This window comes from Nocardioides sp. NPDC004968, from assembly GCF_040608935.1.
Lineage (GTDB): Bacteria > Actinomycetota > Actinomycetes > Propionibacteriales > Nocardioidaceae > Nocardioides.
This window is the reverse complement of the sequence record NZ_JBEXJF010000023.1, coordinates 17697-31940: the sequence shown is the minus strand read 5'-3', so window position 1 is coordinate 31940 and position 14244 is coordinate 17697. Positions and strand designations below refer to the sequence as shown.

12 protein-coding genes are annotated in these 14244 nt (G+C 68.9%); 1 reads left to right on the top strand and 11 read right to left on the bottom strand.

Going from position 1 to position 14244, the window contains the following annotated elements:
• The 3 genes from ABZU72_RS19505 to ABZU72_RS19495 all read right to left on the bottom strand — a co-directional run bounded on the left by ABZU72_RS19505 (position 1) and on the right by ABZU72_RS19495 (position 3486).
• Positions 1–1167 (bottom strand): hybrid-cluster NAD(P)-dependent oxidoreductase, encoded by a 1167-nt coding sequence (locus ABZU72_RS19505; protein ID WP_355020482.1) that lies wholly within the window; start codon positions 1165–1167, stop codon positions 1–3.
• Between the two features lie 19 nt (positions 1168–1186).
• The gene (locus ABZU72_RS19500; RefSeq protein ID WP_355020481.1) at positions 1187–2437 is read right to left on the bottom strand and encodes an aromatic ring-hydroxylating dioxygenase subunit alpha; all 1251 of its coding nucleotides are present in this window, start codon (positions 2435–2437) and stop codon (positions 1187–1189) included.
• A gap of 266 nt (positions 2438–2703) precedes the next feature.
• Complete coding sequence (locus ABZU72_RS19495; RefSeq protein ID WP_355020480.1) at positions 2704–3486, bottom strand: IclR family transcriptional regulator; 783 nt, start codon at positions 3484–3486, stop codon at positions 2704–2706.
• 236 nt (positions 3487–3722) lie between these two features.
• Between ABZU72_RS19495 and fdhA the strand changes: the two genes are divergently transcribed.
• Positions 3723–4934 (top strand): formaldehyde dehydrogenase, glutathione-independent, encoded by a 1212-nt coding sequence (fdhA, locus tag ABZU72_RS19490; RefSeq protein ID WP_355020479.1) that lies wholly within the window; start codon positions 3723–3725, stop codon positions 4932–4934.
• Positions 4935–4994: 60 nt separating this feature from the next.
• On the opposite strand, the gene ABZU72_RS19485 is transcribed toward fdhA, so the two are convergent.
• From ABZU72_RS19485 to ABZU72_RS19450, 8 genes are all read right to left on the bottom strand, one after another.
• On the bottom strand, positions 4995–6326 hold the full coding sequence (locus ABZU72_RS19485; RefSeq protein WP_355020478.1) for a folylpolyglutamate synthase/dihydrofolate synthase family protein: 1332 nt from the start codon (positions 6324–6326) through the stop codon (positions 4995–4997).
• Positions 6323–7177, bottom strand: coding sequence for a methylenetetrahydrofolate reductase (locus ABZU72_RS19480; protein ID WP_355020477.1), 855 nt, complete (start codon positions 7175–7177; stop codon positions 6323–6325). Before ABZU72_RS19480 ends, ABZU72_RS19485 begins: the two co-directional genes overlap by 4 nt.
• Complete coding sequence (gene folP, locus ABZU72_RS19475; RefSeq protein ID WP_355020476.1) at positions 7174–8058, bottom strand: dihydropteroate synthase; 885 nt, start codon at positions 8056–8058, stop codon at positions 7174–7176. Before folP ends, ABZU72_RS19480 begins: the two co-directional genes overlap by 4 nt.
• A 76-nt stretch (positions 8059–8134) precedes the next feature.
• The gene (locus tag ABZU72_RS19470; RefSeq protein WP_355020475.1) at positions 8135–9019 is read right to left on the bottom strand and encodes a bifunctional methylenetetrahydrofolate dehydrogenase/methenyltetrahydrofolate cyclohydrolase; all 885 of its coding nucleotides are present in this window, start codon (positions 9017–9019) and stop codon (positions 8135–8137) included.
• 24 nt (positions 9020–9043) lie between these two features.
• Positions 9044–10417 carry an L-serine ammonia-lyase gene (locus ABZU72_RS19465; RefSeq protein ID WP_355020474.1) on the bottom strand — a complete coding sequence of 458 codons (1374 nt, stop codon included), beginning with the start codon at positions 10415–10417 and terminating at the stop codon, positions 9044–9046.
• The gene (locus ABZU72_RS19460) at positions 10417–11049 is read right to left on the bottom strand and encodes a sarcosine oxidase subunit gamma family protein (protein ID WP_355020473.1); all 633 of its coding nucleotides are present in this window, start codon (positions 11047–11049) and stop codon (positions 10417–10419) included. The genes ABZU72_RS19465 and ABZU72_RS19460 overlap by 1 nt, the downstream gene beginning before the upstream one ends.
• Positions 11042–13951 carry a sarcosine oxidase subunit alpha family protein gene (locus ABZU72_RS19455; RefSeq protein ID WP_355020472.1) on the bottom strand — a complete coding sequence of 970 codons (2910 nt, stop codon included), beginning with the start codon at positions 13949–13951 and terminating at the stop codon, positions 11042–11044. Before ABZU72_RS19455 ends, ABZU72_RS19460 begins: the two co-directional genes overlap by 8 nt.
• Positions 13948–14238: a sarcosine oxidase subunit delta gene (locus ABZU72_RS19450; protein ID WP_355020471.1), complete on the bottom strand. Its 291-nt coding sequence runs from the start codon at positions 14236–14238 to the stop codon at positions 13948–13950. Before ABZU72_RS19450 ends, ABZU72_RS19455 begins: the two co-directional genes overlap by 4 nt.
• Between the last annotated feature and the right edge of the window lie 6 nt (positions 14239–14244).

The window sequence follows — 14244 nt, the reverse complement described above, 5'->3', positions numbered from 1 at the left end:
TCAGCAGTCCAGCTGGATGTCCCCCAGAGGCTTCGAGCAGCAGATCAGTACCTTCTGGTTGGCGATCTCCTTGGGCCGGATGCCGCCGTTGTGCTGCATGTCGACCTCCCCGGAGAGCATCGACACCTTGCAGGTCCCGCACATGCCCTGACCGCAGGCCGCCATCGGCCGCATGCCGGCCGCCACCGCGGCCGCCAGGATCGTCTCGTCCGGGCCACAGGTGATCATCCGGCCGCTGCGCGCGAACTCGACCGAGAACCCCGCTCCGGCCTCCTCCTCGGAATCCTGCTCGACGGGCGGTGCCGTCGCCGGAGCAGGGACCGCGGGAGCGCCGAAGTCGAAGCTCTCCTCGTGGTACTTCTCCATGTCGTAGCCGAGCTCTTCGAGCAGCGACTTCGCCGCCGCCATGTAGCCCGCCGGACCGCAGATGAACGTCTCACGCTCGTTGAGGTCAGGGGCCAGGATCTCGAGGACAGGCTTGGAGATGCGTCCCTGCAGTCCCATCCAGCGCTCGGTGGGGGCATCGCCCTCGCAGATCTCCACCACTCGCAGGTTGGGCATCAGGCGTGCCATCGCCTCGAGCTCGCCGCGGTAGATGATGTCGGCCGGCGTACGCGCACTGTGCACGAAGAGGATGTCCGCCTCGGAGCCGAGGTCGTACAGCGTCCTCGCCATCGACAGCACGGGGGTGATGCCGCTGCCGGCCGAGAGGAACAGGTACTTCGGCGCGTCCTCCTCCGGCAGGACGAACGCACCCGCCGGGGCGTGCATCGAGATCCAAGCCCCGGGCTCGAGGTTGTCGTGGAGCCAGTTCGAGACCACACCGTCGGGGACCCGCTTGACCGTGATGGCCAGCCGGTCGGGCCTGGTCGGCGGCGAGGCGATCGTGTAGCAACGGGTCATCAGCTTGCCGTCGATCTCGACCCGGATGGTGATGAACTGGCCCGCCTCGAAGTCGAAGGGACGTCGCTCGGGGGTCGTGAAGACGAAGGTCTTCACGTCATGGGTGACCGCCAGAACCTGGCTGCACACCAGGTCCATCACGTCGCTCTCGGCCCAGCAGGGCTCCAGCATCCTCCGGCTGCGCACGGGCGCCGGGCGGCCGTTCTGCAGACCGAACGAGTTGGGCTCCGACACCTTGGGGATGTCGGTCTCCATGATGGTCATGTTTCCTCCCGAGCTCCGGCTAGGCACTGGCTTGGATGCGTTGGACGTACCAGGTGACGAAGGCGTCGACTTCACCCTCGACCACGGAGTACGGACCAGGTACGTAGCCCGGGTCCGCCACTCCTCGCTGCGTGCCCTCGACCAGGGCGCGGTCCTGGTCGTTGGTGGCACGCCAGACGGAGGTGAGCGACTCGACCGAGTAGTCGACCCCTTCGACAGCCTCCGGGTTCACCAACCAGGTCGTCCGGACCAGCGTCCGGTCGACCGCCAGCGGGATCACCGAGAAGACGACGGCGTGGTCACCGAGGAAGTGGAACCACGAGTTGGGCTGCATGTGCAGCGACAGGTCTCCGAACCTGGGGTCCTCGATGGAACCCATCAGCTTCGCGCAGAGCTGCTGCCCGTCAGGACCGAACGAGGCCCCGGCGCCGTCGAGCGGCAGGTGCGAGAGCTGGAACGCCGTCGCACGACCCTCGAGCTCGCAGCGCTCCTCGTGCGGGAAGCCGATCGCGTCGCGGGTCTTCTCCAGCTCCGTCTGCGCCTCCTGATAGCGCTCGAAGACCGACTGCATGCGCGGTGGCACGTCCGCGGCTTCGTAGCGGCTGATCGGGAAGTACGCCGTCACCAGCTCCGGGTGGGAGGCGTCGCAGTGGTGGCACTCCCGGTTGTTCTCCATCACCAGCTTCCAGTTGCCCTCCTCGACGATGTCGGTCTGGTGGGCGACCTTCGCCGAGGCGAGCGAGTATGGCTTCAGGTAGGGCTCGATGAACTCGCTGACCTCGTCGAAGTCGGTCGGCGGCTCGTCCGACAGGCAGAGGAAGACCAGACCACCGACCGCTCGGACGTTCACCGGCTTGAGCCCGAACTTGTCGTACTCGAAGGTGCCTGCCTGCGACTCGGCGAAGATGAGGCTGCCGTCGACCCGGTAGGTCCACTGGTGGTAGGGACACACGATGTTGCCGATCGAGCCGCACGCGGACTCGAGCAGTCGTGAGCCACGATGCCGGCACACGTTCCTGAAGGCGCGAACGTTCTCGTCGTCGTCACGAACGACGATCACGGAGTGGGCGCCCACATCGATGGTGACGTAGTCACCCGGGTCCGGGATCTCCGCCTCGGCGACAGCGAAGATCCAGTGCCGACCGAAGATGACGTCGAGATCCTGCTCGTAGATCTCCGAGCTGGTGTAGAACGGCGCCTCCAGGCTGTAGCCGGTTGCTCGCCTGTCCGCCAGGGACGCCAGCTCCACCGGCGTCTTTTCGATGCTCATACGCGTCACGTTGATGTCTCCCACGCTCAAACCGGGCAGATTCCGGGTTCAGATACGGCGGTCCGCCAGACGACGGTTGTTTCACTCTGCACAACTACTGCGTAGCGTGAAACGATTCTGCCGCGCCAAAGAAGACGCTGTCAACGGGTCGATCTGGATTCGCCGCAGGATTTACACGGGCTTCACGACGTACGCGACGTGGCCCGCATGCACGAGGCATGCGGGCCACTTCGACGGTGCCGATATGTCGCCTCGGCAGGCGCGGATCACTCGGCCTTGGGGAAGCCGTTCCGCTCGGAGATGGCCGCGGCAGCGGCAAGCACATGCTCGGCCAGCTCGGGCACCTTCTCGGACGTGATGCGGAACGACGGGCCCGAGGCCACCACCGCGGCGATCACCCCACCACCCAGGGAACGGATCGGCGCAGCCACCCCGGCGAGGCCGATCTCGTGCTCGTCGACGGAGTAGGCGTAGCCCAGCTTCCTGACCTCGGCGAGCTGCTCCTCGAGCTTGGCCGGTTCGATCACGGTCTCCTCGGTGTAGCGCTCCAGCCCACCTTCGAGAATCTCCCGACGGTCCTCCGGCGACATGGTCGCCAGGAAGACCTTGCCGGAAGCAGTGGTGTGCAGGGGGCTGCGCTGCCCGACCCAGTTCACCGACGTGATCTCGGCAGTCCCGATCACCTGGTCGATCGTGATGGCCTCCTCGCCGTCGTTGATGACGATGTTGACGGTCTCGCCGACCGCGTCGGCCAGCGCCATGCAGATAGGGCGACTCGTGACCGAGATGTCGTGCTTGCGGGTCGCGCCGGCGGCCAGCTGGATGACGCCATAGCCGAGCTGATAGTGCCCCCGACTCGCGTTCTGCTCCACGAGCCCGCGCGCCTCGAGGGTGGCCAGCAAACGGAAGACCGTCGACTTGTGCACCCCCAATTCCTCGGAGATCGGCGTGACTCCGACAGCCCCCCGACGGGCGAGCACCTGGAGGATGGAGATGGCTCGGTCAACTGAGTGAACGGTCGTGCTCCGTGTTTCGCTCGTGTTGCTCATGCTGAAACAGTATGCCTCGTTGTCAGGTCCGCCTCTTTGCCCCCTACTGCCGGGTAGCCGCGGGGCGAGCGACCGGACGCCTCCGCACGAGCCCCGAAATCGGTCGAAACAGGGTCTTGATGCCGACGCCGTCGACGGTCTAGTTTGTTTCATATAGCGCTCTTGTTTCGCTATGAGAAACATCCCCGCAACTGAGCAAGCCGGACGCCCCATCCGGGGCAGGAAGAGGAGACGCCATGGCAGACAACAGAGTCGTCGTCTACAAGGGGCCGGGCGAGGTGGCCGTCGAGTCCATCGAGTACCCGAAGCTGGAGCTCCCCGAGGACGTCGTGAGCGGCCTGGGCATCAAGCGCGCCGCGCCGCACGCGGTGATCCTCAAGCTCGTGACCAGCAACATCTGCGGCAGCGACCAGCACATGGTGCGCGGCCGGACGACCGCCGCCGTGGGTCAGACGCTCGGACACGAGATCACCGGCGAGATCGTCGAGATCGGCGACGACGTCCTCTTCCACGAGGTGGGCGACATCTGCTCGGTCCCGTTCAACATCGCGTGCGGTCGTTGTCGTATGTGCAACGAGGGCAAGACCGGCATCTGCCTCAACGTGAACCCGGCGCGAGCCGGCGCGGCGTACGGCTATGTGGACATGGGTGGCTGGATCGGTGGCCAGGCGGAGTACGTCATGGTCCCGTTCGCCGACTTCAACCTGCTGAAGTTCCCCGACCGGGACCAGGCCCTGGAGAAGATCCTCGACCTGACGATGCTCTCCGACATCTTCCCGACCGGCTACCACGGTGCCTACACCGCCGGCGTCACCACTGGGTCGACGGTGTACGTGGCAGGCGCAGGCCCGGTCGGGCTCGCCGCGGCGTACTCAGCGCAGCTGCTCGGTGCCGCCACGGTCATCGTCGGCGACATGAACGCGGACCGGCTCGAGCAGGCCGCCAGCTTCGGCTGCGCGACCGCGGACCTGTCCTCCGGTGACGCCCTGGCCGACATCATCGCGGACATCGTCGGGGAACCCGTCGTGGATGCGGCGATCGACGCGGTCGGCTTCGAGGCCCGCGGCCACGGCCGAGACGCCGCCGAGCAGCCCGCCACCGTCCTCAACGACATCATGGACGTGGCGCGCGCGGGCGCCTCCCTCGGCATCCCCGGTCTGTACGTCACCGGCGACCCCGGTGCCGTCGACGATGCGGCCAAGCAGGGGCAGATCGGCGTCCGGCTCGGCCTGGGCTGGGCGAAGTCGCACACCTTCGTGACCGGCCAGTGCCCGGTCAAGCAGTACAACCGCCAGCTGATGAACCTGATCCTCGCCGACAAGGCCCACATCGCCGACGCGGTCAACGCGAAAGCCATCAGCCTCGACGAGGCGCCGGAGAGCTACGCCGCGTTCGACCAGGGCGCGGCCACCAAGTACGTCATCGACCCGCACGGCATGGTGCACTGACGCAACCGGGCTGCCGGACGGTCCTGCCCCTGGCCACATCGGCCAGGGACAGGACCGTCTTCACATACCCAACAGGCGGCGCGCTTCCCCCACGGTGACGACAGATCCCGTGACCAGCACCTGAGCCGGGTCTCCACCGTCCTCGGAGAGAGCCGAGGCCGTTCTGGTGGCCTCGAGGAGGGCGTCGGCGAGGTCGTCGATCTCCACGACCCGATCCGCCCCGAGCACCCCCCGCGCCGCAGCGGCGGTGTCCCGGGACGACAGCGACCTCGGGCTGCTGTTCCGGGTGCAGATCATCGTCGACACCACGGGCTCGAGCTCGGCGAGCATGCCGTCGAGGTCCTTGTCGCCCATCGCAGCGACCACGGCGACCGTCGGCCGGGGGCCCAGATCGGACAGTCCGGCGGCCAGGGCCCGGGCACCGTCGGGGTTGTGGGCTGCGTCGAGGATCACCGCGGGCGCGCCGGGCAGCACCTCCAGCCGCCCGGGCGACCGGGCCGAGCCGAGCGCCCGTCGCAGTGCGTCCAGCGGGATCACGTCTTCCAGGAGGGCTTCGACGCTCGCGATGGCGAGCACGGCGTTGTGCGCCTGGTGGCGGCCGTGAAGTGACAGCGGGACCTCGGGATAGTGACCGGCGAGACCGTTGACCGAGATGATCTGACCATCGCCGAACGCTCGTCTGCCGCTCAGGCGGAAGTGACGGCCTTCGACCATGAGCCTCGCGAGATGCGCGTCGGCATGGGCCCGGAGGAGCTGCTCGACATCTGGGGTCTGCCGAGACGTGACGGCCAGCGCACCGGGCTTGATGATGCCGGCCTTCTCGGCCGCGATGTCGAGCCTCGTCGGCCCCAGGTGATCGACGTGGTCGAGGCCGATGGGGAGGATCGCGGCGACCGGGGCGTCGATGACGTTGGTCGCATCCCACATGCCGCCCATCCCGACCTCCACCGCGGCGACATCGATGGCCGCGGTCGAGAACGCCTGGTAGGCCATGGCGACCGTCATCTCGAAGAACGACAGCGGAGTGGGACTCTCGCGGTCCACGGCCTCGGCCGCGGGCAGGACATCGCGGTAGGCCCGGACGAAGCCGTCCTGCGGGATCGGCCGGCCGCCGATGCTGATCCGTTCCCGGATGTCGGCGAGGTGGGGGCTGGTGAACCGGCCGACCGTCGAGCCCAGCTCGAGCAGGATCGCCTCCACCATCCGCGCGGTGCTCGTCTTGCCGTTGGTTCCGGTGATGTGGATCGACCGGTAGTCGCGCTGTGGCTGGCCGAGCGCGTCCGTCACCGCCCGGATGCGCTCGAGGGACGGGGCGATCCTGGTCTCGGGCCAGCGGGCGAGGAGCCGCCGCTCCACCTCCTCGACATCGAGGTCGAGGTCGAGGCCGGTCACTGGGGTCCTCCGCCCAGGCGCGCCAGCAGGTCGCGGCGCCAGGCCTCGGTCTCGGCGACCTGGTTGAACGTGAACAGATGCAGGCCGGCGATCGCGGCCTCCGGCTTGTCCAGCTCCGGAGCAGCACGGGTGAGGAACCGCTCCGGCGAGTAGCCCCCGGGCGCGGCGATGCGCGCGAACATGCCCTTGTTCTTGGCGAGGAACCGCGTCGACTCCCCCACCCCGATCTTGGTCGCCATGGTGAGGAGCTTGGCGCGCTCGACCGGGCCGGGCAGCCCGACGATGATCGGCGTCGTGACCCCGCGGGCGCGGACGCGGCGTACCCAGTCCGTCAGGGCCCTGTGGTCGAAGGTGAGGTTGCTGACGATCTCGGTGGCGTGGTGGCGCTTGTCCCACATCGCCTGGACCAGGCGGTCGTGGATGATCGTCGGATGGTCCTCGGGGTAGCCGGCGACACCGACATGACCGAACGGGTCGCCGAGATCGACGAGCGCCTCGAGGAGCTCCACCGCGCTGGGGAACGCTCCGGGCCGCTCGGCGTCGCCGGCGGGCACGAAGACCTTGTCGATGCCGGCCACCTTCAGGCGGCCGACGATGTCGGCGAGCTCGGCCCGGTCCGCGACCATGCGCGCGGCGAGATGGGGTACGACCTCGTAGCCGTGTCCGGCGAGGCGGATGGAGAGATCCATGGTTCGTTCGAGGCCCTTGGCCGGGGAGGCGGTCACCGTGACGGTTCGGCCGACGGGGAGAGACCTGGTGACGACCTCTTCGATCGTCGCGGTGGGCAGGACCTCGTAGCGGGCGCCGAGCAGCAGCCTCCGTACGGTCACGGCGGCCGAGCGACGACTCATCGCCGCCCTGCCCGGGCACCGACGACGTCGGCTGCGACCGCAGACCCACGCAGGCGTGCGGCCACCCTGGAGGCGGCAGCGGCACCGGACACCGAGTGCACGCGCACTCCCCAGGCGCCTTCCGCGGCAGCGATGGCGGCAACGGCGTCCGACGCCTCGTCCCGGTCGGTCGGGACATCCGGGTCACGCCGTCCGTACGTCGCCACCTCGGTGAGGAACCGCTTGCGGGAGGCTCCGACGAGGAGAGGGAAGCCGAGGTCTCGCAGCGTGCTGAGGGAAGAGAGCAGCTCCCAGGACTGGGCGCTGTTCTTCGCGAACCCCAGACCAGGATCGAGGATGATGCGCTCGGGACGTACGCCGGCGTCGAGTGCGGAATCGACCCGGCCGCGGAGCTCGGCGCAGACGTCGCCGACGACCGAGTCGTAGAAGCAGAAGTCGTCCATCCGCATGGAGTGGGCGCGCCAGTGCATCAGGACGCAGGTGACCTCCGCCTCGGCCAGGAACGGCAGCATCCTCGGATCGGCGAGCCCGCCGGAGACGTCGTTCACGATGACGGCACCGGCCTCGACGGCTCGCTGGGCGACCGAGGCGCGCATGGTGTCGACCGAGACCGGCAACCCCTCCCGGGCCAGCGCCTCGACCACCGGGATCACGCGGGCGATCTCCACGGCCGCGCTGACCCGCTGGGCACCGGGCCGGGTGGACTCGCCGCCGACATCGAGGAGATCGGCGCCTTCGCGCATGAGGTCGAGGCCCTGGCGTACGGCGGCGTCGACGTCGAGGAACCGGCCGCCGTCGGAGAACGAGTCGGGGGTGACGTTGATGATGCCCATCACCTGACAACGCCGATCTGCCTCGGTGAGCAGCTGCGTGGCGCTCATGCCGCCACGCCCGTAGCGCAAGCGCCATCATACGGGCGCGGCGGCCTGAGCCTTGTGGTCGCTCGCTGACGCTCGCTCATGTCAGAGCCCCGGCGATCGCCTCCCTGGCAGCCAGATGCTGTTCGGCGATCTCGACGATGTTGGTCAGCAGCATGGCGCGGGTCATGGGTCCGACCCCGCCGGTGGCACCACTCATCTTGCCCGCGACGACGTCCACGTTCGGATCGACATCGCCCAGGATGCCTTCGATCGTGCGAGTGATCCCGACGGACAGGACCGTGGCGCCGGGACTGACCCAGTCGGGCTTCACCAGATGAGCCACCCCCGCCGCCGCGACGATGACGTCCGAGGCCCGGGCATGGGCGGCGACGTCACGGGTCTCGATGTTGCACAGCGTGACGGTGGCGTGCTCGGTGGGGCGGGTGAGCATGAGCCCGAGCGGCCGGCCGACGGTCAGACCGCAGCCGATGACACAGAACCGCTGTCCCGTGATCGGTACGTCGTGCTGCCTCAGGAGCTCGATGATCCCGCGCGGCGTGCACGGCAGCGGAGCAGGAGTGCCGAGCACCAGCTTGCCGAGGTTCGTGGGGTGGAGCCCGTCGGCATCCTTGTCCGGGTCGATGAGCTCCAGGACCCGGTGGGTGTCGACGTGGGGCGGCAGGGGCAGCTGGACGATGAAACCGGTGCACGTCGGATCGTCGTTGAGCTGTTGCACCGCTGCCTCGATCTCGGCCTGTGATGCGCTGGCGGGGAGCTCGATCCGGATCGACGCGATGCCCACCTCCGCGCAGTCGCGGTGCTTGCCCGCGACGTAGGAGCGGGAGCCGGGGTCGTCGCCGACGAGGATGGTGCCGAGGCCGGGGTCGATCCCGGCCTCGTGCAGTGCCTTCACCCGCACGGCGAGCGCGGTCTTCAGATCAGCAGCGACGCGCTTGCCGTCGATCTTTGCTGCGATGGTCATGCACTTCTCCTTCGGCCGGTGACGTCAGCATTCGATGACGTTGACGGCGAGGCCTCCGCGGGAGGTCTCCTTGTACTTGATCTTCATGTCGGCCCCGGTCTCGCGCATGGTCTTGATCGCGGCGTCGAGAGAGACCCGGTGGCTGCCGTCGCCGCGGGCGGCGATGCGGGCGGCATTGATGGCCTTGTTGCTGGCGATGGCGTTGCGCTCGATGCAGGGAATCTGCACCAGGCCGCCGACGGGGTCGCAGGTGAGCCCGAGATTGTGCTCGATGCCGATCTCGGCCGCGTTCTCCACCTGCTCCGGGGTGCCTCCGAGCACTTCGCACAGGGCTCCGGCAGCCATGGCGCAGGCCGAGCCGACCTCGCCCTGACAACCGACCTCGGCGCCGGAGATCGACGCGTTGATCTTGAACAGGATCCCGACCGCGGCGGCGGCGAGGAGAAACCGCACGATCCCGTCCTCGTCCGCGCTGGGCACGAACTTCTCGTAGTAGTGGAGTACGGCCGGGACGATGCCCGCCGCACCGTTGGTCGGCGCGGTCACGATCCGTCCGCCCGACGCGTTCTCCTCGTTGACGGCGAGGGCGAAGAGGTTGACCCAGTCCATCGCTCTGAGCGGGTCCGTCTCATCCGTGGAGGCCTGGAGGTGGGTGTAGAGACCGGGGGCACGCCGGGGAACCTTCAACCCGCCGGGCAGCGTGGGTTCGGTGCGGGTGCAGCCGTTGCGCACGCACTCCTGCATGACCGACCAGATGTGCAGCAGCTCGCCGCGCACCTCCTCCTCGGTACGCCACGCCAGCTCGTTGGCCATCATCACGTCGCTGATCCGCTTGCCCGATCGGGCGCAGACCGCGAGCAGCTCGGCCCCCGTGGTGAACGGGTACGGGATCGGGGTCGCGTCCTCGACGATCCGATCGGCGCCAGCCGCGCGCTCGTCCACGACGAAACCGCCGCCGACCGAGTAGTAGGTGCTCTCCAGGAGCACCTTGGTGTCGGCGTCGTACGCACGGAAGATCATGCCGTTCGGGTGCGCGGGAAGGGTCTTGGTGCGGTGCATGACGATGTCGTCGGCGTCGAACTCGATGTCCCGGGCGCCGCAGAGCCTCAGGCGCCGAGTGGCTCGGACCTCGGCCACACGGGCGTCGGCGCTGTCGGTGTCGACGGTCTCGGGCCGATTGCCCTCGAGCCCGAGGATCACCGCCTTGTCGGAGCCGTGGCCGTGACCGGTGGCACCGAGGGAGCCGAACAGCTCCACCTGGGCACGGGCGACGGCGTCGAGCAGCGAGCTCGCCTTCAGGGCATCGATGAACTGCGCCGCCGCGCGCATCGGGCCGACCGTGTGGGACGACGACGGCCCGATGCCGACGGAGAACATGTCGAACACGCTGAGTGCCATCAGCCGGATCCCAGCACCTGGAACTCGGCCATGGCGTCGATCAGCCAGCGGCCCAGGTAGTCGGCGTACGAGGCACGCGGCAGGATCCGGTAGGAGTCTGTGTCGACCTTCCAGAGGATCACCGGGACACGTCCGATGGTGCTGGCGACCGCCGTGCCCGGCGTGAACGCCCTCGGGTGGAGGTCGAGCGGACAGCCCTTCTCGAGGACCGCCTGCGCGGAAGCTCCCTCGAGCCGGAAGGTGGTGCGGTTGGCCGACAGGTCGACGACCGCGGCACCGCCTTCCGAGACGCCTGCGCGGAGGTAGGAGACCAGGGTGGACCCGGCCACGCTCTGCGAGATGACCAGGTACTCGTCGGGCGAGAGCCACAGGATGACCACGTCGTGGCCGGTGGCGACCTCGCCGCATCGTCCGGGGAGCTCGGTGCCGAGGATCTGGGCCAGGCGCGTTCGGTCGGGCGAGCCGATCGGCACCCGCAGACCCACCATGGTGAGGAACTGCTCCTCACGCACCCGCACCCCGAAGGCTCCGGTGACGCCGGCGTCGACGAAGGCGCCGTGGAGGTGTTGGGCCGGGCTGACGCGCAGAGCGGAGATCTTCTTGTCGAGCGGCTCGATCGTGGTCTCAACCATCGCGGCGGCTCCCTTCCGGGTCGTAGAGGACGGTTTCAGCGACGACGACGTCGACCAGTCGGTCCCCGACCGGCGCGACGAGGGTCTGGCCGATGCGGTTGCGGCCATCCTTGATGAGCGCCAGGGCGAACGAGCGCCCGAGCGCGGCGCTGTGGTAGCTCGAGGTCACGTGCCCGAGCATCGGCACCGGTCCATCGGCGGGGGTGATCGGCGTACCGGCCGCGACCAGCTGAGTGCCCTCGGGCAGTCTGAAGGACGTGTCGACGGGCAGCACCGAGACGAGGTGCTTCCGGTCCGTGCGTGCGGTGTCGGCCCTGCTGTAGGACCGCTTGCCGACGAAGTCCTTCGCCTTGGAGACGATCCACTCCATGCCGGCGTCCTGGGGTGTGACCGTGCCGTCGGTGTCCTGCCCGACGATCGGATAGCCCTTCTCCGCGCGGAGCACGTGCATGGTCTCCGTGCCGTACGGGGTGATCGCCCACTCCTGGCCGGCGGCGTGGATCTCCTCCCACACCTGCTGTCCGAACCAGGTCTCGACGTTGACCTCGAAGGCGAGCTCGCCGGAGAAGGAGATCCGGCACACCCGCGCCGGGATGCCCGAGGCGAGCGTCGTCTCGCGGAACGTCATGAACGGGAACGCCTCGTTGCTGACATCGAGCTCCGGAGCGATCTTGGCGATCACCTCGCGTGACTTCGGGCCGACGACGGCGATGGTGGCCCACTGCTCGGTCACCGAGGTGAAGCTGACGTCCAAGGTGGGCCACTCGGTCTGGTGCCACTCCTCGAGCCAGTCGAGGACCTTCGCGGCGCCGCCGGTGGTCGTCGTCATGAAGTAGCGGCCCTCGTCGATGCGGAGCGTGACGCCGTCGTCGAAGATCATCCCGTCGGGCGTGCACATGACGCCGTAGCGCGCGGATCCGGGGGCGAGCTTCTTGAAGGCGTTGGTGTAGATCCGGTTGAGGAACTCACCGGCGTCACTCCCCCACACCTCGATCTTGCCCAGGGTGGTCGCGTCCATCATGCCGACGGACTCGCGGACGGCGGCGCACTCGCGGAAGACGGCCTCGTCCAGGGACTCGCCGTTCTGCGGGTAGTACCACGGCCGCAGCCACTGCCCCACGATCTCCATCTCGGCGCCGTGCGCGACGTGCCAGGGATGGATCGACGTCAGCCGGGCCGGGTCGAACAGGTCACCCCGCTCGCGGCCCGCGAGAGCGACGAACGAGACCGGAGCGTACGGAGCCCGGTAGGTGGTGGTGCCGATCTCGCCGGGGCTGCGACCGTCGTTGAGCGCAGCGGCGATGACTCCGATCGCGTTGACGCCGGAGGTCTTGCCCTGGTCGTTGGCGGTGCTGATGGAGGTGTAGCGCTTGATGTGCTCGACGCTGCGCATGCCGGCCCCGGTCGCACGCAGTACGTCGTGCACGGTCTGGTCGCGCTGGAAGTCGACGAAGTGGTCGACCAGATCGTCGAGCGGAACGCCGGCCTCTGCGGCGAGCCACAGGGCCCGGGTCGTACCATCACCCGTCGCCGCAGGAAGCGGCCCGGTCGGGGCCTCGGCCTCGCCGATGAAACCGGCGGCGAGGAGTGCCGTCGCTGCGGCATGTCGCCCCTCGGCGAGACACGCATCGAGGGTGTAGCTGCCCCTGGCCGATCCCACGATCTGCTGACCGGCGACCTCGCCGTCGGGGACGAAGCCGGCCAGGTCCTCGTCCCAGCGGACCTTGCCCTGCCGTTGGCTGTGCAGGTGGACCAGGGGGCTCCATCCGCCGGCAACGGCTACGACGTCGCAGGCGATGTCGCGCCGCTCGCCGACGGCGACGCCGTCGGCGTCGATGGCCGACACCGTGGCGGCGGTGACCCGCGGGTCACCGTCGGTGTCGAGGACGGCGGAGCCGAGGATGACCTCGATGCCTGCCGCCTGGGCACGACGGGCGGCGTCGGACTGCTCTGTGCGGGCATCGACGACGGCCGTGACGGCGACTCCGGCCCCGGTCAGATCGGCGGCGACCTCGTAGGCGCTGTCGTTCGTGGTGGCGAGCAGGACCCGCGCGCCTGCGGCCACGCCGTACCGGTTCAGGTAGGTGCGGACCGCGGAGGCGAGCATGACGCCGGGGCGGTCGTTGTTGCCGAACACCAGGGGACGCTCGTGAGCGCCGGTCGCGATGACGACCTGCTGCGCCCGGATGTGCCAGAGGCGCTGACGCGACAGACCGGTGAGCGCGTCCTTGGCGGACGCGTCGAGGTGGTCCAGCCGGCTCTCGAGCGCGATCACGTAGTTGGCGTCGTAGCTGCCGAAGGCGTTGGTCCGGGTGAGGACGGTGACCTCGGGTGAAGCCGCGAGCTCCTCGGTGACTCCGCGTAGCCAGGTGTCGCTGTCCACGCCGTCGATGCGGAGGCCGCGGGCGGAGAGAAGGGATCCGCCGAGCTCGGGCTGGTCGTCGATGAGGATCACGCGGGCGCCGGATGCGGCGGCGGTGCGGGCCGCGGTGAGCCCGGTCGGGCCGGCGCCGACGACGAGGACGTCGGCGTGGACGTACTTCTTGTCGTAGATCGCGGTGTCGTCCGCGGGGTCGAGCTCGCCGAGGCCGCTGAGGTAGTCGGCCTCGAGCCCGTCGACGAGCTCGACGGTCGTGGCGGGAAGCATCGACTCGCTCACCGAGTCGCCGGGACGCCTCAGTTTCACCAGCACGTTGGACTCCTCGACCCCGGCGGCGAGGACGCCGCGGGGACGCTGTCGGTACAGCGAAGGGCCACACTCGAGCACGCCGTTGGCGATCAGCGCGGATGCGAGGGTGTCACCGGCGTGGCCGGCGTACTCCTGGCCGTCGACGCTGAAGGTGAGACGGGTGGATCGGTCGATTCGGCCGCCGTCTGCGAGGCGGTGCGACGTCGTGCTCATTGCTGGCCTCCATCCAGGGTGGGACGCGGTTCGCCGGCCCGGTAGACGGCGGCGATGCGGTAGGTGACGGTGTCGCGAAGAACGTTGAACCACTTGCGGCAGCCGGAGCTGTGGACCCAGCGCTCGGCGAAGATGCCCTTGGTGTTCTCGCGGTAGAACAGGTAGCGACCCCATTCCTCGTCACTGAGAGTGTTCGGGTCCTCCGGGTAGGGGACGTGGGCCTGGCCGCCGTAGTGGAACTCGGTCTCGTCGCGGGACCCGCAGTTGGGGCAGCTGATGAGAATCATCGTCGG

Bases quoted from the DNA above. Each gene is read 5' to 3' on its own strand.
- ABZU72_RS19505 (WP_355020482.1), bottom strand. From the start codon at position 1,167: ATGACCATCATGGAGACCGACATCCCCAAGGTGTCGGAGCCCAACTCG.
- ABZU72_RS19500 (WP_355020481.1), bottom strand. From the start codon at position 2,437: ATGAGCATCGAAAAGACGCCGGTGGAGCTGGCGTCCCTGGCGGACAGG.
- ABZU72_RS19495 (WP_355020480.1), bottom strand. From the start codon at position 3,486: ATGAGCAACACGAGCGAAACACGGAGCACGACCGTTCACTCAGTTGAC.
- fdhA (WP_355020479.1), top strand. From the start codon at position 3,723: ATGGCAGACAACAGAGTCGTCGTCTACAAGGGGCCGGGCGAGGTGGCC.
- ABZU72_RS19480 (WP_355020477.1), bottom strand. From the start codon at position 7,177: ATGAGTCGTCGCTCGGCCGCCGTGACCGTACGGAGGCTGCTGCTCGGC.
- folP (WP_355020476.1), bottom strand. From the start codon at position 8,058: ATGAGCGCCACGCAGCTGCTCACCGAGGCAGATCGGCGTTGTCAGGTG.
- ABZU72_RS19470 (WP_355020475.1), bottom strand. From the start codon at position 9,019: ATGACCATCGCAGCAAAGATCGACGGCAAGCGCGTCGCTGCTGATCTG.
- ABZU72_RS19465 (WP_355020474.1), bottom strand. From the start codon at position 10,417: ATGGCACTCAGCGTGTTCGACATGTTCTCCGTCGGCATCGGGCCGTCG.
- ABZU72_RS19460 (WP_355020473.1), bottom strand. From the start codon at position 11,049: ATGGTTGAGACCACGATCGAGCCGCTCGACAAGAAGATCTCCGCTCTG.
- ABZU72_RS19455 (WP_355020472.1), bottom strand. From the start codon at position 13,951: ATGAGCACGACGTCGCACCGCCTCGCAGACGGCGGCCGAATCGACCGA.
- ABZU72_RS19450 (WP_355020471.1), bottom strand. From the start codon at position 14,238: ATGATTCTCATCAGCTGCCCCAACTGCGGGTCCCGCGACGAGACCGAG.